Source organism: Paraburkholderia sp. EG304 (assembly GCF_046543485.1).
GTDB classification, from domain to species: domain Bacteria; phylum Pseudomonadota; class Gammaproteobacteria; order Burkholderiales; family Burkholderiaceae; genus Paraburkholderia; species Paraburkholderia youngii.
Genome location: NZ_JBKGUA010000031.1, coordinates 18361 through 38980, shown reverse-complemented (window position 1 = coordinate 38980; position 20620 = coordinate 18361). Strand labels below are relative to the sequence as shown.

Annotated in this window: 17 protein-coding genes; 7 read left to right on the top strand and 10 right to left on the bottom strand. The window is 63.7% G+C overall.

Annotated elements, in window-relative coordinates; translation table 11 throughout:
* Positions 1-200: 200 nt before the first annotated feature.
* The 5 genes from ACLFKU_RS29040 to ACLFKU_RS29020 form a co-directional block, all read right to left on the bottom strand.
* Entirely contained in the window at positions 201-791 is a 591-nt protein-coding gene (locus tag ACLFKU_RS29040) for a YSC84-related protein (RefSeq protein ID WP_176106616.1), read from the bottom strand.
* A 278-nt stretch (positions 792-1069) separates the two neighbouring features.
* The gene (locus ACLFKU_RS29035) at positions 1070-2458 is read right to left on the bottom strand and encodes an FAD-binding oxidoreductase (protein WP_410851367.1); all 1389 of its coding nucleotides are present in this window, start codon (positions 2456-2458) and stop codon (positions 1070-1072) included.
* 879 nt (positions 2459-3337) lie between these two features.
* Positions 3338-5749 carry a hypothetical protein gene (locus ACLFKU_RS29030; RefSeq protein WP_410851366.1) on the bottom strand — a complete coding sequence of 804 codons (2412 nt, stop codon included), beginning with the start codon at positions 5747-5749 and terminating at the stop codon, positions 3338-3340.
* A 222-nt stretch (positions 5750-5971) separates the two neighbouring features.
* Positions 5972-6634, bottom strand: coding sequence for a ligase-associated DNA damage response endonuclease PdeM (gene pdeM, locus ACLFKU_RS29025; protein ID WP_410851365.1), 663 nt, complete (start codon positions 6632-6634; stop codon positions 5972-5974).
* Positions 6631-9273 (bottom strand): ligase-associated DNA damage response DEXH box helicase, encoded by a 2643-nt coding sequence (locus ACLFKU_RS29020; protein ID WP_410851364.1) that lies wholly within the window; start codon positions 9271-9273, stop codon positions 6631-6633. Before ACLFKU_RS29020 ends, pdeM begins: the two co-directional genes overlap by 4 nt.
* A 250-nt stretch (positions 9274-9523) precedes the next feature.
* Here ACLFKU_RS29020 and ACLFKU_RS29015 point away from each other — a divergent pair, with 250 nt between their 5' ends.
* From ACLFKU_RS29015 to ACLFKU_RS29005, 3 genes are all read left to right on the top strand, one after another.
* Positions 9524-9874, top strand: a complete 351-nt coding sequence (locus tag ACLFKU_RS29015) for an FKBP-type peptidyl-prolyl cis-trans isomerase (protein ID WP_373685682.1) — start codon at positions 9524-9526, stop codon at positions 9872-9874.
* A 103-nt stretch (positions 9875-9977) separates the two neighbouring features.
* Positions 9978-10439, top strand: a complete 462-nt coding sequence (locus ACLFKU_RS29010; protein WP_410851363.1) for a DUF488 family protein — start codon at positions 9978-9980, stop codon at positions 10437-10439.
* A gap of 276 nt (positions 10440-10715) precedes the next feature.
* A complete protein-coding gene (locus ACLFKU_RS29005; protein ID WP_410851362.1) occupies positions 10716-11789 on the top strand; it encodes a DUF6765 family protein in 1074 nt (357 codons plus the stop codon).
* Between the two features lie 21 nt (positions 11790-11810).
* Here the strand turns inward: ACLFKU_RS29005 and ACLFKU_RS29000 are convergent, their stop codons facing one another.
* On the bottom strand, positions 11811-12062 hold the full coding sequence (locus ACLFKU_RS29000) for a hypothetical protein (RefSeq protein WP_368582282.1): 252 nt from the start codon (positions 12060-12062) through the stop codon (positions 11811-11813).
* A 407-nt stretch (positions 12063-12469) separates the two neighbouring features.
* On the opposite strand from ACLFKU_RS29000, the gene ACLFKU_RS28995 reads away from it, so the two are divergent.
* From ACLFKU_RS28995 to cls, 4 genes are all read left to right on the top strand, one after another.
* Positions 12470-12808: a hypothetical protein gene (locus ACLFKU_RS28995; RefSeq protein WP_368582283.1), complete on the top strand. Its 339-nt coding sequence runs from the start codon at positions 12470-12472 to the stop codon at positions 12806-12808.
* Between the two features lie 211 nt (positions 12809-13019).
* A complete protein-coding gene (locus ACLFKU_RS28990) occupies positions 13020-13874 on the top strand; it encodes an H-NS family nucleoid-associated regulatory protein (RefSeq protein ID WP_410851361.1) in 855 nt (284 codons plus the stop codon).
* A 22-nt stretch (positions 13875-13896) separates the two neighbouring features.
* Complete coding sequence (locus ACLFKU_RS28985; protein WP_410851360.1) at positions 13897-14403, top strand: hypothetical protein; 507 nt, start codon at positions 13897-13899, stop codon at positions 14401-14403.
* Positions 14404-14554: 151 nt separating this feature from the next.
* Complete coding sequence (cls, locus tag ACLFKU_RS28980; RefSeq protein ID WP_368582286.1) at positions 14555-15829, top strand: cardiolipin synthase; 1275 nt, start codon at positions 14555-14557, stop codon at positions 15827-15829.
* A gap of 34 nt (positions 15830-15863) precedes the next feature.
* On the opposite strand, the gene ACLFKU_RS28975 is transcribed toward cls, so the two are convergent.
* The 4 genes from ACLFKU_RS28975 to ACLFKU_RS28960 are packed head-to-tail and all read right to left on the bottom strand — an operon-like array spanning position 15864 to position 20617.
* Positions 15864-16817 (bottom strand): hypothetical protein, encoded by a 954-nt coding sequence (locus ACLFKU_RS28975; RefSeq protein ID WP_410851359.1) that lies wholly within the window; start codon positions 16815-16817, stop codon positions 15864-15866.
* Positions 16811-17605, bottom strand: a complete 795-nt coding sequence (locus ACLFKU_RS28970) for a MetQ/NlpA family lipoprotein (RefSeq protein ID WP_410851358.1) — start codon at positions 17603-17605, stop codon at positions 16811-16813. The genes ACLFKU_RS28975 and ACLFKU_RS28970 overlap by 7 nt, the downstream gene beginning before the upstream one ends.
* The gene (locus ACLFKU_RS28965; protein WP_410851357.1) at positions 17602-18693 is read right to left on the bottom strand and encodes a formylglycine-generating enzyme family protein; all 1092 of its coding nucleotides are present in this window, start codon (positions 18691-18693) and stop codon (positions 17602-17604) included. Before ACLFKU_RS28965 ends, ACLFKU_RS28970 begins: the two co-directional genes overlap by 4 nt.
* Before the next feature lie 7 nt (positions 18694-18700).
* Complete coding sequence (locus tag ACLFKU_RS28960) at positions 18701-20617, bottom strand: arylsulfatase (protein WP_410851394.1); 1917 nt, start codon at positions 20615-20617, stop codon at positions 18701-18703.
* Positions 20618-20620 lie beyond the last annotated feature (3 nt).

The following is a 20620-nucleotide window of genomic DNA, read 5'->3' as shown; positions in this document are numbered from 1 at the left end:
CAACGCGCGCGGCTGCGCGAAGGATACGTCCGCTGAACACGGACGGTTTGCGAAAGGCGTGGATTTTTCCGTAGCGCGATGAATGGCGCTGGCGAAGCGGGCGGAACGCGATGGCTTGAACGCGCGGCGCGGATCTGTCGTGCAGTCGCGCGGCGCGCTCGCACCACAAATCCGCAAGAGCGGAGGCTCCGCTCAGATACTCAGATAATCAGCCGGGACACCTTCGTGCCTTCGAGCGACACGCCGGCCATCAAACCGCCGTTGGTCAGCACGAAAGCCTGCACCGGGCTCGTTGCGGTCGAGGAATCCACCGCGCCGTTCGCGCCGACCTTCAGCACGGCGACGGTCGCATTCGCGCCGACCGCCCAACCCTGGCTGTGCATGAATTCGTCGAGCGCTTCCTGCGTCATGAACAGAAACACGAGCGCCTTCGACTGCGCGCCGATCTGCAAGCCGAACGAGCCCGCGACCGTGCTGAAGTAGCCGACCGTGCGGCCGCCGATGCGCATCGCGCCTTCACCATACTGCGCGCCGACCCAGAAGCCGGCCGAGATCACCGACGGAAACACCAGCACGCCGCGCGCTTTCGCAACGAGCTCGCGCGAACCGTCGACGTTTTCGTAGAGACGCGCAAGCGTCGAGTCGACGCCCGCGTTGATCGTGTCGCGCTTGCCGGCATTGGCCGACGGGGATGCGTTCGAGGACGGCGAAGTCGTCGTGCAACCGGTGAGGCTCAGGCCCGCGACGGCCAATGCAGCGCTGCCGGTCATGATGAATTGTCGTCTGCGCATGACTGTTTTCCTTTGCGTTTCTCACGCATGTTGTACGTTATGGAAGAGTGCGGCGAATCGCCCGCCTTGCTTTGCTTTGTTCTCATTTGCGCACGAGAGGTTCCGTGCGCGCGGTGATTGTCGTTGAGCGGGCGTGCCGCGACGCGCGACGCACGCATCGCGAGCAGTCACAGCTGGCATTAGCAGGGAGCGTGCCCAAGCGCCGCGCCGCCTTGCGCCAGGGCGGCGCGGCTACTTGCAGTTCGCGGTTTCGCGCTGCTCGCCGTTGCGCGTCGTCGCTACACGGTTGGGCGAATGTTCTGGTTGTGGCGGAACAGGTTGTGCGGATCGTAGCGGTTCTTCACGGCGACGAGCCGCTCATAGTTCGGCCCATAGGCATCCGCGATACGGCCGCCTTCTTCCTCCGTCATGAAGTTGACGTACACGCTGCCTAGCGCAAACGGGCGCGCCGCTTCGAAAAAGGCGCGCGCCCATGCGACGCAGCGCTCGTCGTCGCGCGCATCGTCCCAGCGGCCGTGCACGTTCATGCCGTATAGCGTGTTGCGGGCCGGGTAAGCGGTTGCGTCGACCGCCACGCGCTGCGTTTGCGCACCGATCAGCCCGAAGAAAATTTCGCATTGCGTGGACGGCAACGTGTCGATCGCGCGAAGCAGTGCGTCGATCAGACCATCGTCGATGGTGCCGAGGTTGTGCGACTTCCAGTAGTTGCGCGCGCCTGGCGTCAGCAGCGGATCGAAGGCCTGTTGCCAGATTTCGTAGGGCATCGGACCAAGATGTTCGCCGAGCGGCTTGCCGAAGCCGCGCACGGCTTCCACCGCGGCCGGGCCTTTGTCGACCGGGCCGTTGTAGCACATCGCGAACACCAGCACGGGTTTGCCGTGCACGTCGGGCGGCAGGAACGGCAGCGGCGGCGCGAGCCGCGCGACCGCCCAGACGGCCAGCTCGTCGGGCATTGCCGGCGCGGCATCGCGGTATTTGATCAGTGCTTCCTTCGCGTCGGCGAGCGGCAACACGACGAGGCCGCCATACACGAGCGGGCCGACCTCATGCAACGCGAACTCGAATAGCGTAACGACGCCGAAATTGCCGCCGCCGCCGCGAATCGCCCAGAACAGATCGTCGTGCGAAGTGGCGCTCACGTGGCGCAATTCACCGTCGGCGGTGACGATGTCGGCCGCGACGAGGTTGTCGATCGTCATGCCGTAGCGGCGGCTCAGCCAGCCGAAGCCGCCGCCGAGCGTCAGACCTGCGACGCCGGTCGTCGAGTTGATGCCGAGCGGTGTCGCGAGTCCGAATGCCTGCGCTTCGTGATCGAAATCATGCAGCGTCGCGCCGGGTTCGACATACGCGCGCCGCGCTTGCGGATCGATACGCACCGATTTCATCGTGGACAGATCGAGCATGAGGCCATCGTCGCACACAGCGCTGCCGCCGATGTTGTGGCCGCCGCCGCGAATGGCGAGCGGCAGGCCGTTGTCGCGCGCGAAGGCGACGCCGCTGCGCACGTCGGCAACACCCGCGCAGCGCAGGATCATCGCGGGCGTACGGTCGATCATCGCGTTCCAGATGCTGCGCGCCGTGTCGAAGCCCGGCGTGTCGGGCAGCAGAAGCTGGCCGCGCAGTGTGGATTTGAATTCGTCGACGGCGCTGCTGGAGATAGTAACCATGTTGTACCTCGTCGGAGAGGGGAGGGCGCTCGCAGAACTCTGCTCAGCAGACCAAACAAAATGCGGGCGGAGAATGAAAGCGGATTGAGAGGTTCGGCTGCGTGCAGTAAACGGGGCGGCGCGACGAAGTCAAACAAAGGTTTACCCGCGTATGGGGGCGATCCCGCGCAGTAGCTTGCGGGGACGGGCGTTTGCGGGCAGCGCAACCCGACGATACGCGACGCTGGCGCCGAAGATGGTGGGAATGCTCCGGAAAAAGCGTGCGCGCCAATGTGTTGGTTATCTGACGCGCTGGTGGTTGTGCCACGACACTTTGGATATCGCGTGGGTCGCGATGGTGTGTGGCTGAGGCGCACGTTCGGCGACTCTGCGAGGCAGCGCGCATCGCCACATCGCTTTTTGCGACGCGCACGCGTTATGCAACTACGCGTAATGTTTCGCGCGCGCATTTCCGTGATTTTTATGGTGTTGTCTATTGGATTTCTCTCATTCGGCTTTCCCAATTTTCATTCTTATGTGCGAATGGCCACATGAATAAAACGGATGACGTGTAAATGGTGTCGGAATTCATCCGATAAAACCGAATGTTAATTTTCTTTTTGTCGGTTAAATTGCATCGCGGGTGATAGTTTTAGCTTCCCGTCTGAAGAATCTGGATTAGCGGATTTGATGGACGCATCGTCGTTTCCCCCTGCCTGGCAAGCCGTCTCGCCAATATCGCATTGCGTGGTCTAACGCACGGTCGCGCGATTGCACTGCGAATAACTTCAAGGTCCATCAAGCCTCGCTGTGCGGCTCTCACGATCACGTGCGCGCACGGCCAGCCCATTCTCTCGAAGCACGCCAAATCGGACCGGGGATTTTCCGTGAGAGAAGTATTTAGTGCGAGCGCATTTTAATTCGCATTAGGCGAAGTTGCGCAAAGGCTTTGACTTTCATTTTTTTGACGAGCCGAGATTCACTCGTTAATTGGACCGGTCGCTCAGGGGAAATAATTAGGAGGGTGAAATGAAAAAGCAAAACGGGGACGCGTGGATACTTGGCACGCGGCGGGCGGCGTTGGCGGTCGCGGTCAGTCTTTATGCGGCGATGGCGGGTGCGCAGACGAATTCGGGGAGCAACGCCGCGCCTGCAACCAATCCAGGAGTGATGGCGCTCGCCGAGGCGGGCGTGCAAGGCGGATGTCCGTCGGGCGGCGGGCCGAGCTGCACCTCGCACGGATTCGGGCAGCTCGGGGCGGGTGCCCTCGGCATCGCGGCGGCGGGGCTTGGCCCGACGTCGTCCACCGGCTCCTCGGCGGGCAACGGGACGTCGTCGACGGGCGCGGGCAGCAGTGGCGGAAATAGTTCGGCTAATTCCGGCACGGGCGGGGTGGGCTCGGGAGATACCGGCGGCAACAACGGTAATGGCGGTTCCGGCAACAACGGTAACGGAGGCGCTGGAAGCGGCGGTGATGGTTCGGGGAATGGCGGCACGGGCGGCGATGGCGGCAACAACGGTGGCGGTGATAGCGGTGGGGATGGTGGTGGGCATGGGCATGGCCACGGTGGTGATGGTGATGGCGACGGTGGTCATGAGCACGGCCATGGCGGCGATGGTGACGGCGATGGTGGTCATGGGCACGGCCATGGCGGCGATGGTGATGGTGATGGCGACGGCGGTCATGGACATGGCCACGGTGGTGACGGCGATGGCGATGGCGGTCATGGCCACGGCCATGGCGGCGATGGTGATGGCGACGGTGGTCATGGACATGGCCACGGTGGTGACGGCGATGGCGATGGCGGTCATGGCCACGGCCATGGCGGTGATGGTGATGGCGACGGTGGTCATGGTCATGGCCACGGCCATGGCGGTGATGGTGACGGCGACGGCGGTCATGGACATGGCCACGGTGGTGACGGCGATGGCGATGGCGGTCATGGACATGGCCACGGTGGTGACGGCGATGGCGATGGCGGTCATGGACATGGCCATGGTGGTGATGGTGATGGCGACGGCGGTCACGGACATGGCCACGGTGCTGACGGCGATGGCGATGGCGGTCATGGCCACGGCCATGGCGGTGATGGTGACGGCGAAAGCGGTCATGGCAACAGCCATGGTGGCGATAGTGACGGTGATGGCGGTCATGGTCATGGTCATGGCCACGGTGGCGATGGTGACGGCGATGGCGGTCATGGTCATGCCCACAGTGGCGACGGTGACGGCGATGGCGGTCATGGCCACGGCCACGGTGGCGACGGTGACGGCGATGGCGGTCATGGCCACGGCCACGGTGGCGATGGTGACGGCGACGGCGGTCATGCCCACGGCGGAGATGGGCATGCCGGCCACGGTGACGGCGGCCACGGCGATGGCGGCCATGGCGACGGCGGCCATGGCGATGGCGGTCATGGCGAAAGCGGCCATGGCGACGGCGGCCACAGTAGCAGCGGTGGCGAAGGCAAAGGCGGTTCCGCCAACGGCGGCCATAGCGGTGGCGGCTCGGGCAACGGTGGACATGGCGGTGAAGGTGGCGGCCAGGGCAGCGGCGGTTCCGGACACGGTGGCCATGGCGGTGAAGGCGGCGGCCAGGGCGGTGGCGGCTCGGGCAACGGCGGCCATGGTGGTGAAGGCGGCGGCCAGGGCAACGGAGGCTCCGGACACGGTGGCCATGGTGGCGAAGGCGGTGGCCAGGGTAACGGCGGCCCGGGCAACGGTGGCCATGGCGGTGAAGGCGGCGGCCAGGGCGGTGGCGGCTCGGGACACGGCGGCCATGGTGGTGAAGGCGGCGGCCAGGGTAACGGCGGCTCGGGCAACGGTGGCCATGGCGGCGAAGGCGGCGGCTACGGCAACGGTGGTTTCGGACACGGCGGCCATGGTGGTGAAGGTGGCGGCCAAGGCAACGGCGGCTCGGGCAACGGCGGTCATGGCGGCGAAGGTGGCGGCCACGGCAACGGCGGTTCGGGCAACGGCGGCCATGGCGGTGAAGGCGGCGGCCAGGGCAACGGCGGCTTCGGACACGGTGGCCATGGCGGCGAAGGCGGCGGCTACGGCAACGGTGGTTCCGGAAACGGCGGCCATGGCGGCAACGGTGGAGGGGAAGGCAACGGCGGTGGCCGGGGCGGAAACGGCGGCGCCGGTGGTGGCCAAGGCGGCGGTGGTTTCGGCAACGGAGGTCGCGGAGGCCATGGCGGCAATGGCGGCGGCCAAGGCAACGGAGGCGGCTTCGGCAACGGCGGCTTCGGCAACGGTGGCCGCGGAGGCAATGGCGGCTACGGCGGCGGTGGCTCCGGCAACGGCGGCCACGGCGGCGGCAACCACTAGGCGGTGGCAACGGTCCCGCGAACCTCGCGGGGCTCCCTCCAGGAGAGGAGGCCGGCGCCGCCCGGCCTCCACACCGACCGCGCTCGAGCACCGCGGGAAGTTTGCAGCGAAAAAGCCAGCAAAAAACCACGCTAGCGAATCAGCAAACCAACCCGCAAACAAAAACGCAATCAGGCAACGAAGTGGACGGCCCCAGCCGTCCACTCAACCCCTCAACTCGATCACCCTCTCCTGCACGACCAGAAAAACTCTCTCCCCCAAAACGCGCCCCGTCTCACGCGCGCCTCCAGTAAAGCTCCCGAACGCCGGCAGCACCCCCCGATCGATCCCGAAGCGAAAGCACGGCACGCGCACTGAATCGGCCCGCGTGGCGATCCGATAGACCGGATGCACATGGCCCGCGAGCACATACGCATGATTGACCGCATGCGGGTGATGACACAGCGCCCACGCCCCGAAATGCCACGGCTCGCGCACAGACTCGACATCCAGCGTAAGCGGCAACGCACCGGCATGCCGATCGTGATTGCCTTCGACCAGCACCACGCGCATCGACGCGTGCCGCGCGCGCCACGCATGCAAAGCATCGAGCGTGAGTGTCGACAGCGACTCGCGCGCATGCAGCAGATCGCCGAGAAACACCAGCGTCGCCGGCTCGAACTCGGCGATCAGACGATCGATCCGCAGCAGATTCTCCGCAGTCGAACCAGTCGGCACCGGAATGCCACGCGCGCGAAACACCGCATCCTTGCCGAAATGCGCATCGGCGATAAAAAGCGCGCGCAGCACCGGATCGAAGCACGCGCGCAAGCTCGATAGCACGAGAGGCCGTCCGCCGACGTCGATCGCCAGTGAGTTCACAGTCATCGTTGCGCCGCCCTTTCGAGTTCGGCCAGCATTCGCTCGACGCGATCGGCGAGCTTCTCGGTGCTGACTTTTTCGCGCAGGCGTCCGACGATCAACGGAAACGCGAACGGCGTCGCCTTCCTGGGCCGCGTGAGCACGACGCGGCTCGCGTTCATTCGTTCGAGCGCAATACGAATGCGCCGCACGTCGAGTTCCTGTAGCAGTACTTCGGTATCGGCCTGGCCCAGTAGCAAATTGCCGCGATCGTGCTGACGAAAGATCTCGTAGAAAAGCCCGCTCGAGGCCTGCAATTGCCGCGCGCTTTTCTGCTGTCCGGGATGCGCCTGAAACACGAGGCCCGACACCCGCGCAATCTCGCGAAAGCGCCGCAACGAGAGTTCGGACGAATTGAGGCTCGCAAGAATGTCGTGATCGAGTTCGTCGGGTGAAAGCAGGCCATTGCGCAGGTGCGCGTCCCAATCGAACGCCTGCGCGCACAGCAATTCGAAACCGTAGTCGTTCATCGAAATCGAAAACGTGCCGGGCTCGTCGCGCGCGACCCGCCACGCGAGCAGAGCGCCAAGCCCGATATGCGCTGTGCGCCCGGCGAACGGATAGCAGAAGAAGTGATGACCCTCGCGCGATTTCAGCAGCTCGACGACCAGCACGCCCGGCTCGGGCAACGCCGACCACTTCTGCTGCAATTCGAGCAGCGGCCGAACCGCGCGCATTTCCGGCTCGTCGTAAATGCCGTCGGCGGCGCGCGCGAGCATCGTCAGTGTCGCATCGGCGAGCTCGGACGATAGCGGCATGCGGCTGCCGGCCCATTGCGGCATTGCCCCGCGCGATGAACTCGCACGCCGCACCCACGCCGTCATATCCTGCACGCGGATCAGTTCCAGCGCGCGGCCGCCGAACGTGAATACATCGCCGGGTCTGAGCCGCGAGATGAACGATTCCTCGATCGCGCCAATGCGGCCGCCCGATAGATAAGCAACGTTCAACGTCCCATTCGCGACGATGGTGCCGATGTTGTTGCGATGCCGGCGTGCGAGATCGTCGCGCGGCACGCGGTACAGACCGTCGCTATCGCGCGCGACGCGATGGTAGTCGGGATACGCGCGCAGCGTCGCGCCGCCGCCTTCGACGAAACTCAGCGCCCAGTCGAACTCCTGCTGCGTCAGATCGCGATATGCATAGGTATGCAGAAGTTCATCGTACAGCTCGCGCGCGTCGAAGCCGCCGCCGATCGCGACGGTGACGAGATGCTGCACCAGCACGTCGAACGGCTTTTGCGGCGTATCGCGGCTTTCGATCTGCCGTTTGTCGACGGCTTCACGCGCGGCCGCCGCTTCGATCAATTCGAGCGCATGCGTCGGTACGATCGTCACCCGGGACGGCAAACCGGGTGCGTGTCCCGAGCGGCCCGCGCGCTGCATCAAACGCGCGACGCCTTTGGGCGAGCCGATCTGGAACACGCGCTCCACCGGCAGAAAATCGACGCCGAGATCGAGACTCGACGTACACACCACGACCTTTAGCAAGCCGTTCTTCAACCCGCGTTCGATCCACTCGCGTACCTGCTGATCGAGCGAGCCGTGATGCAGCGCGATCGCGCCGGCCCATTCGGGGCGCGCATCGAGCAGCGCCTGATACCAAACCTCGCATTGCGAGCGCGTGTTCGTGAAGACGAGCGACGTGCGTGCTTCGTCGATCGCGCGCGCGACCGCATCGACCTGACGCATGCCCATATGACCGCCCCACGGAAAGCGCTCGATCGTGTCGGGAATGATCGTGTCGACGATCAGTGCTTTCGACAGCGCGCCGTGCACACTGACGCGCGGCGTCGCGACCGGCGCGAGCAGGACCTCGGTCGCGAACGACAGATTGCCGAGCGTCGCCGACAGCCCCCACACCTGCAAGCCGGGCCGCCAATGCGTGAGACGCGCGAGCGCGAGTTGCGTCTGTGTGCCGCGTTTGTTGCCGAGCAGTTCGTGCCACTCATCGACGATCACGAGCCGCACTCGAGACAGTACTTCGCGCGCATCGGCCCGCGTCAGGATCAGCGTCAGACTCTCGGGCGTCGTGACGAGCGCGGACGGCATGCGCCGGTGCTGCCGCTCGCGTTCGGCGGCCGACGTATCGCCGGTGCGCAGACCGACGCTCCAGGGTACCGCGAGTTCAGCCGCGGAGCCTTGCAACGCGCGGGCGGTGTCGGCCGCGAGCGCGCGCATCGGTGTGATCCAGAGCACCGTCAGCGGTTCGGGATGCTTGCGCTGTGTCGACGCGGCACTCGCGAACGCGGCTAGCGCGCCGAACCACACGGCCCAGGTTTTGCCGGCCCCGGTGCTTGCGTGCAGCACGCCGCTCGCGCCAGCGACGATGTTGCGCCATACCTCGCGCTGAAACTCGAACGGCTGCCAACGGCGCGCGGCGAACCATGCGTCGAGTTTGTCCGCGAACGGGCGGCGCGCGTCCTCGGGTGAATACGAGGGGAACGGCAGCGGCTCGAAAGCGGGTTCGCGCGCATCGAGCCGCGCCTGTTGGGCGCGGCTGCGCGGAATCCGGCGCGGCCTTGGCGCGCGAACGCGCTCGTCGGCGGGCGGTGGCGCGGCGGTCGGGTCGTCAGCGGGGTGGTCGGAATGGGCCGGCTCGGTCATCGGAAGCGCTCTCAACGGTGCGGCGGATTCGCGTGCCGGCGATTCGCGCCGGACGTTCATGTGGACCGCGGGCTCGCGCGGCGGTTCAGCGAGGTTCGTGACAGGCGCGCAACGACCCACGGCATCCGGCAGTATCTGGGAGCCTCGGCCGACACCCGATCCGTTACAATCAAACGGACTACCCCACTGGAGATTTGCTTTGAAATCACTCGTTGCTTTGCTGGCCGCAGCCGTTCTGTCCTCGACCGCGATGGCTGCCGCGCCGACCACGGAGAAGCTGCCGTCCGGCGTCATCGTCGAACATCTGACGCAAGGCACGGGCCCGCAACCGTCCGCGACCGACGTGGTAAAAGTCAACTACCGCGGCACGCTGCCCAACGGCACCGAATTCGATAGCTCGGCCAAGCATGGCGGCCCGGCCACGTTCCCGCTCAATCGCGTGATTCCGTGCTGGACGCAAGGCGTGCAGAAGATGAAAGTCGGCGGCAAGGCGCGACTCACGTGCCCGGCGGCGACCGCATATGGCGATCGCGGCGTCGGCCCGATTCCGCCGAATACCGATCTGACCTTCGAAGTCGAACTCGTCGACATCGTCAAGTAAAGCGCGCGGGCGGCGCTAAACATGCACTGCCACCGAGCCTCGCTGCGCTAATCGCAGCGAGGCTTTTTTATGGGCGCCGAATGGCCCGCCAAGGGGACTCACGATGAAACGTGACAAAGGTACCGTACAGGTGGCCAGTATTGGTTTTACCGGCAAGAGCGCCCGGAAGTTCTTCGGGTTATTGAAGGATGCCCAGGTGCGCACGGTGCTCGACGTTCGCCTCAACAACACGTCGCAATTGGCGGGTTTTGCGAAAAAGCAGGATCTGCCGTTCTTTCTCGAGCAGTTGTGCAATGCGGCGTACGTGGAAATTCCGGAGTTGGCTCCCGAGCCGGAACTGCTCAAACGCTATCAGGGCAAGCAGTTGAGCTGGGAGAACTTTCGCGAGGAATATCTCGACCTCATCGCGCGCCGCCGTGTGGAAAGCAATCTGGATATCGCGCTATTTGAATCGGGCTGCCTGCTTTGCAGTGAACATTTACCACATCATTGTCACCGGATGTTCGCGCTCGAGTATCTGAACCAGCACTGGAACAATCGTCTTTCCGTTACACATTTGACCTGACCGGCGCCGGTCGGGCCGGGTTACGTTTTCCGCCTCGTGGCCCGGCGGCTTGCTGTGCCGGCAGGTTGCATTTCGCTGGCGCCGCCGGCGTTTTCCTTCAGTAGCCCGAATAGTAGCCTGGCGCGAAACGTGGAAAAACACGCCCAATACGCATGTTATTTCAAGGCGAGTGCCGCTCGCTCGTCTACTATCTACTCACGCGCAGCTCCCTGTATTCGTCTCGCCCTATCGCCGGCCACAGACCGGCCGTGATTATGCGCGTCAGGAGCGCCTGCCATGAATATCGACTTCCATTACGGCGTGGTCTACATCGCCGCGCGCGTCGGCGGCATGACGGCCGGCGATGCGCAAACCGTCGCTCATGCCTGCCAATACGTCGACGACGCAACGACGAGCGGAATACTTCGGTTCAGGGGCGGCGAGACATTCGAGCGATTCGCGACCGCGCACAGGTTATTCGATTACGCCAATACCGAGAACGACCAGAATCGGCTCGTATGGGCGCCGTTCCATTTTCTGCCGGCCGGGGTGGGTGACAGTCTCGAGGAAAAGGCGGTTTGCCGGCCCGACAGCGAAGTCGCGCGCGAAGTCGTGCGGCGCGCTATCAGGCAGCGCGAATCGGAGACCGCGTTGCACCGGCTCGGCGTGACGCTTCATACGTATGTCGATACCTGGGCGCACCAGGGATTCGCGGGCATCGAAAGCCCGTGGAATCGCGTACATCTTCTCGAAGCGCAGGATTGCACGCGCAAAGGTTGGCTCGCGAGCCTCGAACTGGCGGTCGCGCATCTGATCGAGCGCGTCGAGACGGACGTTCTGACGATCGCGTTGCCGGTCGGCCACGGCGCCGCGTTGCATTATCCCGACCAGCCGTGGGCACGCTGGCATTACATCGACGGCTGCAATCACTTCATCTCACGACATAATTTGCCGGATTTCGTGCAAGCGGCGGATATGAGTTGTCGTGTCGTGCGAGCTTATCTGGCCGGACGCGAAGACTTCGAAAACCAGCCCGGCATGCCGGACGACGTCAAAGACGCACTTACCCGACTGCTCGATACGAACCGCGAACCCGACGACAACCTGCGTTTGAGAACCGTTTGCGAATGGGTGAGTGCCGGCCGTATTCCGGGTTTGAAAGAACCCGTGCCCGGCTATATCGCCAAAGGACAGGGTTCGTGGAAGTACCAGGCCACCGGTTTGTTGTGTGATGACGACACCGGGGACAGACCGGAGTGGACGACCGCGTTCGAAAAGAGCGACTACCGCCTCTTTCACGACGCGGTCAAACAGCATCGTTTCGTGACCACCCAGGAGATCTTGCCCGCGCGCGGATTGCGCATTGCCTGAGTGAATGGAGAGGGGCGTTAGTTACTGCATTCTGGCTGGCTGATGTGGCGCGGCCTGAGCCGCCGCCTGCTGTTCTTCGGCGTGTTTTTTGGCCACATGCCGTCCGACGATACAGCCGCCGACCGCGCCAACCACCGCATGATGTCCCGCATAGTGCCCGGCGACGCCGCCCACTACCGCTCCTTTCAGGCAACCGGCCGCGTTCGCGGTGCCTGCCATTGCGAACGAAACTGCCAGTGCCCCGAGGGTGGTCCGAATAAGGTCAGCTTTCATTGTAAGTACCATCGTGTTTGAGTGGATCGAAGTTAGGGTGGCCCAACGTCTTTTTCAATAGCTGCCGCGAGCATGGCGGCTGACAAAAGACTCTCTATTGGCTCTGCATCCGAGGCTGGGCACGGTTATGAAGTGTAAATGGACCTGGACAGAGCAGGAGCAACAGGTGCTGCAAGATCGGTAACGGTAAGTTACCGGAGCAGCGGTTTTGCACGTATCGTCAGTGGCGTTTCGCACACGCTTGAATCGGTTCGCTATAGCAGTTCACCAAAAAAAAGACCGTTTTCAAATAAAAAGTGGGCTACTCTCCTTTGAATATCCAAATGCCGGGCTATAGTAGAAGCGACTAAAGCCAGAAAGCATGACGGCGCGCTATTTGCCGTCGATGCGGATGACGGGGAACACAAATGACGCCATCGAATGCAGCGATCTATCAGACCAGGACTTGCACACCGGAGTCGTTGCGTACGCTCGCGAGCTTTCTCGAATTGGCGCTCGACGAGGGAAAAAGCGTGGTCGTCATGCGGATCGGCAAGCAGGCGCGCAACGTTTATGTCGGAAATCCATCGGGTGCATTGGAGGATTTAACGGATTCCGGTGTCGTCGATGCTTTCCAGGCAGATGAAATGCTGCTACTGACCCGCCTGGGCCTGAACCGGATAACGGCGGACGGTCAACACTACCGCTTTATACGGAGCGTGAGGTACATTGCCGATCGCCAGGTCGTCGTTTTTACACCTATCTGAGTGATGGAACCGAAATGAAAAAGAGAGGAATCAAGAAGGAAGGAAAGGGAAGAAAGCTTCGATGACCCGGTAGAAAAACTGAAAGCTTTTGTTATTTGAACGCTGCATCGGCGCTCGTATCGATGTATTGAAGCTCAGGATAGGTCAATAGACTGCCTTTCTTCGGTCATTCATGGCATAGTTCGACGATTACCACATAAGGAGCAATCAAATGCCTTCGTTAGAGCAAATCCAAGCAAAGCTTAAGAAGCTCCAGGCGCAAGCTGACGTTCTCATTGCCAGAAAAGCACAGGCCGCGGTCGATCAGATTCGCGAGTTGATGCTCAAGCACGGTCTAACGACTGCCGATATCGAAGCACAGGCAAAGGCACGACGCTCCGCGCGAGGTCTGAATGGCAATACGGGTACGGGCCGGGGAAGACCTGCTGGCGTGAGCAAAGCCGCCAAGTCGGCCACGCCGGCGAAGTACCGCGACCATAAAACCGGCGCGACCTGGACGGGTCACGGCCGCGCGCCTGGCTGGATCGCCGGCGCGAAGGACCGCACGGTGTTCCTGATCGATGCTGCGAGCGCAAGCAAAGCCGCGGCTACTCCCGCCGCGAAGCGCGGCAAAGGTCAGCCGAAAGGCGCCCAGCCGCCGAAGTACCTGGATCCGAAAACCGGCGCGACCTGGAGCGGACGCGGTCCGGCGCCGGCATGGCTTGCCTCAGTTAAGGATCGCAGCAAATTCCTGATCGATGGGGCGAGCGCGGCTGCCGCTCCGAAAACAGCGAAAACGGCGGCAAAGAGCGGCCAGGCGAAAGCGACCGCAAGCGCGGTAGGCAAGAAGGCCACGGCGAAAAAAGCAGTGGCGAAAAAAGCAACGCGCAAGACGGCCGTGAAAAAGACCACAGCCAAAAAGGCAACGCCGGCAAGCCGGAAAGCCGCGGTGAAGAAAACCGCTGGCCGTAAAAGCGCTGTGAAGATGGCAAGAAAAGCACCGGCCCGCAAGGCTGCCGCAAAGAGCGCCGCCGCGCCCGTCGCGCCGGCGGCACCGCAAACGCCCGAGACGCAAGCAGGCGCGTAATAGCCGCGGAGCCGTGAAGTAGATGGTTAGCACGTTCGATGCATCCCGGCAGGAAGATCAGGTCTTCCTGCTGGACTCCGTTCCTCATCCGGCAGCCGATGCCGCCGAACCATTCATCGTCGCCAGCGATCGCCGTGTGATCCTCACTTATCCGATCGCGGAGTCGGACTTTGAACGGTTCGGGCCATTCGATCCCGACGACGATCCTTTTTGCGCGGTGTTGTTCGCCGATGCCGTGTTTCATCGTCTCGGGCCGCCGGGCGATGACGATCTAGCCATTCATCCGCTCGCGGCGCAAGGTCTAGCTGGCTACGCGGCGCATGAAATCGTCAATTCGTCGTTGTGCGCGGAAATTGCCGCCGTGGCGACGGAGCCAATTACCATTGCTGCCGAGGCACCGGCGCGGCGGCATTTCGTCATTACGTTTCAGGCATCGACGTTCGAATGCGTGGCTTCGGACTATACGGTCATCGGCGTATTCGGCGCGGGCGAAATAGCCAGTCGTGAGGCATTTGCTTTGGTCAGATAAAGCGTTGGAGGCGGAAAGCAAGGCGCGGTCCCGCTGCGGGCACGCGCCGTGCATGACGCGAGGATCGTGAAAGCCGGGCAGGAGTCCGGCACTTTCCCGTCGGACGAGGGATGCGCATGCCGTGTCCCGCCGCCTGCCATCGAGGCCACGCATGCTGACCATTGCTATTACCGCGTTCGTCACGCTGGTGATCGTTCTCGTGATCGCCAATCTGTCGAGCGGCGAAAAGAAAATAGAACACAAGATCGAGCGGCTCTATAAGAGCGACGATCCGCAATTCCTGCGCTCGATGGGCCTATTGCTCGGTCCGCCTGTGGTGCCGGGTAATCGCTTCGAGATGCTGCTCAATGGCGACCAGATCTTTCCGTCGATGCTCGAAGGCATTCGGTCGGCGCGCGAAACCATCACATTTGAAACGTTCATTTACTGGTCCGGCGAGATCGGCGAGCAGATTGCGCGCGCGCTTGCCGATAAGGCGCGTGCAGGCATCGCCGTGCATGTACTGCTCGACTGGGTCGGTTCTTCGAAGATGGATCGGCGCTATCTGCAACTGCTGCGCGAGGCCGGCGCCGAAGTGGTCAAGTTTCACAAGCCGCATTGGACCGGACTCGGTCGCATGAACGATCGTACGCACCGGAAACTATTGGTGATCGACGGCCGGATCGGTTTTACGGGCGGGGTCGGCATTGCACCGGAGTGGACTGGCCATGCGCAGGACGAAAAGCATTGGCGCGATACGCATTTCCGCTTGACCGGTCCGGCGGTCGCCCATATGCAGGCCGTGTTCATGGATAACTGGATCAAGGCGACCGGCAACGTCTTGCACGGTGCGAGGTATTTCCCGCACATCGACGCCGAGCCGAAAGGAGCGGGCGAGGGTTTTGCGCATATGTTCAGCAGTTCGCCGTCGGGCGGCAGCGACGACATGCAGCTGATGTATCTGATGGCCATCACTGCCGCCACGCGCAGTTTGCAGCTTGCGAGCGCGTACTTCGTGCCCGACAAGCTGACCATCAACGCAATCGTCGAAGCCGCGAAACGCGGCGTCAAAGTACAGATCGTCACGCCGGGCAAACGCATCGATACGCACACGGTGCGCGAAGCGTCGCGGGCGTGCTGGGGCGATCTGTTGAAAGCGGGCGTCGAGATCTACGAGTACCAGCCGACCATGTTCCATTGCAAGTTGCTGGTGGTCGACGAGTACCTGGTGTCGGTCGGCTCGACGAACTTCGATAACCGCTCGTTCAAGCTGAACGATGAAGCAAACCTGAATATCTACGACCGCGCTTTCGCCAGACAGCAGACCGCCGCGTTCAACGACGACATCGCAAAGTCGAAGCGCATCACATTCGAAGCCTGGACACAGCGTTCGTTTACCGAGAAGGTCGTCGAAAAGTTCGTACGGCTGCTGGACACACAGCTTTGAATAGCGGAATAGAAAGTGTCGACGCGCCGACGGATCAGCGAACGGCGCCGCTCAGATACGCTTCGACGTCGGGGCGCAAAGCCTGGGCGCCATTGTATTGCTCCGTGGCGGCCGCATCGACGAGGCGCGCTTTCGCGTGTCGATACGCGTTGGCAAAGCCGCGCAACTGCTGCGTGACCGGACGATCGTCGAGCCGGCGTCGTGTGAGCGCTTGCGCGATGCTGCCTTCGATCAACGTCAACTGGCTGTCGATATAGTCGATGCACAACTCGCGGCAGCGCGACGATGCCGCCGCGACGCTCAGCAGTGCCGGCACGAGCGAGAGCGTTAGAAAGCCGCCCGCGGGGATGCGTGCGAGCGCGGCGGGTGAATCGAACAGGTCGGCCCGCAATGCGTCGAATACGGCTTGCGTCCAGATTGCGCGCTCCTGTGCGAGCGCGCGGCGCCGCCGCGCGAGCGCATCTTCAGCTTGCGGATCGGCAATGCGGCCCGCGTCGACCAGCAACGCCGCATCGTCGCGTTTGCCTTCCTGGATGCATGCGCTGCCGACATAGATCGCGCTGGCGCCGCGTTCGGCCAGCACCAGATGTTGCAGGCTGTCCGGCACGAGCGGGTCGAGCGGCACCACTTCGCAGGTCAGCGGCTTGCCTTGCAGATGAATCGCGCAGCGTCCGTCGTCCGCCAGAGCAGGGCAGCGCGCGAGCGACGGATAGTCGAAGCCCTGCGCGACGATGCTGAAGGTGTCCCCCGCGCGATACAGCAGCGTATCGGCGAGCGCTTCGAACGCCGCGCAGTCGGCTTCGTCGAGCACGGCTTCATGCCGGCCGACACGCAGCCGTTCGCCGGGCCGCCTGCGCGCCACGCGTCCAATCGCAATACAGCCGATAAACCGGTCGGCATGGCGAAACAACTCGGCCAGCGTCATCGATGGCGGGCTGTTGCAGCATCGACCGCACGCGGAACAGGAAAACGAAAACGTGTTCACCACGGCCGCCGCACCGAGTCCTGATAACGCGTGAGGATGAAATGCGCGACCTCGTTCGAATGATAGGCGGCGACCAGTTGCGCGACCCATGGGTTCTGGCGATCGCTGTCGCGCACGGTCAGCACGTTTGCATACGGCGAGCGCGCGTCTTCGAGACTGAGGCCGTCGCGAGCGGGGAGAAGACCGGAGCGCGCGGCTGTGTCGCTGTCGATCACGGCGAACGCGACGCTGTTCAACGAGTCGTACAGGCGCGCGCGCGGCACCTGGCGAATCTTCAGGTGGAGGCGGTTGCTCGTGATGTCGGCGAGCGTCGCGTGCAGGCCCGCGCTGTCGCGGAACGTCAGCAGCGTTTCGTTTTGCAGAAGGATCAGCGCGCGTGCGGTGCCGGCGGGATCGTCGGGAATCGCGATCGTCGCGCCGCGCTGCAATTGCACGAGGTTCGTCAGCTTGCGCGAGTAGAGCGCGACGGGAAACGTGACGGTCGTGGCCACGCTCGTCAGCTCGTAGCCATGCAGTTTGCGCTGCGCGTCGAGCGCGGGTTCGTCTTCGAAGCTCGCGACGTCGATCTGTTTCGCGACGAGCGCCGCGTCGATCCGCGACGGCTGATCGAACACCACGACGTCGAGCGCCAGACCCTTGGTCGCGGCGACGCGGCGCACTTCGTTCATGATCTCCGCTTGTGCGCCCGAACTTACGCCGACTTTGATGGTCTGCGCGGCGGCGTGCGCGGGTTCGGGCAGCGAGGCAGTCCACACCGCGAGCACAAGCGCGGCAATCGCATATCGCTTCATGACTGATCCCTCGACACCGTGCGAAAGCCGATATGCGAAGCCGGCAAATCGGCTTCCTGCTGCTCGCGCGACGCCGCGCGATACCTGACGCAATAGTCGCGCGAGCACAGGAACGAGCCGCCCTTGATGACCATCGGCGTATCGTGCCGCCGACTGAGCGGCGCCACGGCCGCGGTATCGCCGTTCGTATGCGACTGGTGCGGACCGCTGTACACGTCCTTGGTCCATTCCCACGCATTGCCGATCATGTCGTAAAGCCTGAAGTCGTTCGCCGCATAGCAGCCGACCGGTGACAGGCCGGCATGACCATCCTCGCTGGTATTGAGCACCGGAAACACGCCTTGCCAGTAGTTCGCGCTCGGCTTGCCGTGCGCGTCGCGCGGCGCCGTGTCGAGATCCGCGCCTTCGTGGCCGGCTTTGCCCGCGTATTCCCATTCGGCTTCGGTCGGCAGATCGCGGCCGAGCCAGTGTGCGTACGCGAGCGCATCGGCCTGCGTGACCATCGTCACCGGTTGATTCATGCGGCCGTCGAGATTGCTGCCGGGGCCGCTCGGATGATTCCACGCGGCCCCTTTGACCCAACTCCACCAGGCGAGATCGCGCGCGTTCATTTCCTCGCGCGTCGGCGTGTGAAAAACGACCGCACCGCCCTGGCGCTCCGCCTCGCTGACATACCCGGTCGCGCGCACGAACGCGTCGTACTGCGCATTCGTGACGTCGGTCTGGTCGATCCAGAAACCGGCCACGTGCGTCTTGCCGTCGCCGGCCGGGCGCTCGTCTTCGTAACCGAGCTTGCTGCCGAGAACGAACTCGCCACCATGCAGATGCACCATGCCGGCTTGCGGGTCGTCGCGCCAGCGCGCAGGCAGGCCCGAGTAACGCTCGCATTGCTGCTCGGAGCCGAGCGCGGCGAGCGGACGCGAGCGGTTCAGGCTGTCGAATGCGCTCGGCGAGCCGCCGCCGAATACCGCCGCACTCGCCGCACCGATGGAAGGCGCGGCAAACGCGGCGGCGAATGCGGCCGCCGCGATCGCGGCGTATGCGCCATACAGCGCCACGCCGCCTTTGAGCTTGAATGAAAACGCCATCGTCTGCTCAGTAGTAGCCGCGCGGACGCAACGGCTCGACGCCGCCGACCCTCGTCATGTAGTCGTTCCACTGCTGCACGAGACCATCGATGATCGACGGATTCTGCGCCGACACGTCCTGCGTTTCGCCACGATCGGCGCTCATGTCGTACAGCTGCCAGTGACCGTCGACGGGGCCGAGCGGCGGTTCGGTCCACAGGGCTTTCCAGCGGCCGTCGGCGCTGCGCAGATAACCGCGGCCGTAGGCCTCGTCGCCGAACGACGCGCTATGCACGGGCGCGGCGCTCTGATCTTCGAGCTGCGGCAGCAGCGATTTTCCGGTGATCGGATACACATAGCGGTTGTTGTAGACCACCTTGCCCTTGTTCTGATCGACGCCAGTCAGCGTATTGATCAGCGCGGGAGCGGGCGTGGTCGGCGGCGCGATCTGCGCGACTGCAAGGAACGTCGCGGTGTTGTCCGTCACGTGCGTGAAATCCCGCAGCGTCGGCTTTTGCGAAGTCTGGCCCGGCAGATGCACGATCAACGGTGTCGACACGCCGCCTTCGCCCGAATAACCCTTGGTCAAGCGGAACGGCGTCGCGCTGACTTCGGCCCAACGCAAGCCGTATTGCAGACGTTGCGCGTTCTGCTTGCCGTTGTCGGTGCCGAGTTGCGAGTAGGTCGGATCGGCCCCGTTCGCGGTGTCGGTGGCGGTCGGGTCCGCGCCGGAATCGATCGGCCAGCCCTCCGCGCCGTTATCCGACTGGAACACGATGAACGTGTTGTCGTATTCGCCGATGTCCTTCAGATGCTGGATCAAGACGCCGATGTTGTGATCGAGGTTCTCGACCATGCCAGCGTAGATTTCCATATAGCGTGCCTGCGCTTTCTTCTCGGCCGGCGACAGGCTGTCCCACTTCTTGTTCACATAGCCGGGGCCGTAATCGGTGTAGCCCTGCACGGCGCTGTTCACGGCGCTCACGTATTTCGCGTTCGTGGTGCCGTTGTTTGCGGTGGCCGGGCTCGCGGCCAGCGTCTCGGAGGCGCCGCCATACGGCACGAAGTCCTGCGGAATGATGCCGAGCGCTTTCTGCCGGGCGACACGCGCATCGCGGATCGCGTCATAGCCAGCATCGTATTTGCCGACGTAGTTGTGCAGATAAGGATCGGGCACCTGCAGCGGCCAGTGCGGCGACGTATAGGCCGCGTACGCGAAGAACGGCTTGCCGTCGCCCTTGTTCGAATCGATATAGGAGATCAGGCGCTGCGTGTAGAAGTCGGTCGAGTAGAACACGGCTGGGGTGCCGCCCGCGCCGCCCGGTTGTCCGGGCTGGCCGGGCTGCACGTACTTGCCGTCTTCGGTGTAGTTCTTCGAGCCGGCCGGTTCGTGCGCGAAGTGATTGGACGCGGCGCCGCCGAGCAGCGCGTAGCTGTGCTCGAAGCCCCATTGGTCCGGCGTCTGCCCGCTGCCCGTCGCGCTGCCGACGATGCCCGAGCCGATGTGCCACTTGCCGGCCATGTACGTGTGATAGCCGCCGTCCTTCAGCAACTGCGCAACCGATAGCGCGCGATCGTTCAGATAGCCTTCGTATCCCGGCAGTCCTTTGCGCTCGTCGGTCGGCGCGCCCATCGTGCCTTCGCCGACCAGATGGTGATCGGTGCCCGAGATCAGCATCGAACGCGTGATCGCGCAGACGGTGCCCGTGTGGTGATTCGTCAGGATGCGGCCGCTTTGCACCAGCGCATCGAGATTGGGTGTGTTGATTTCGCCGCCGAACGCGTGAATGTCGGAGTAGCCGAGGTCATCGGCCATGATGTACAGGATGTTCGGCCGCTTCTGCGCGACGACCGGCGTGGCATTCGACGCGGCGGACGCGGCCGGCAGGTTGTCTTCGCCGCACGAGGCGAGCGTGACGAGGCTCGCGACGGCGGCGCCGATCATGCC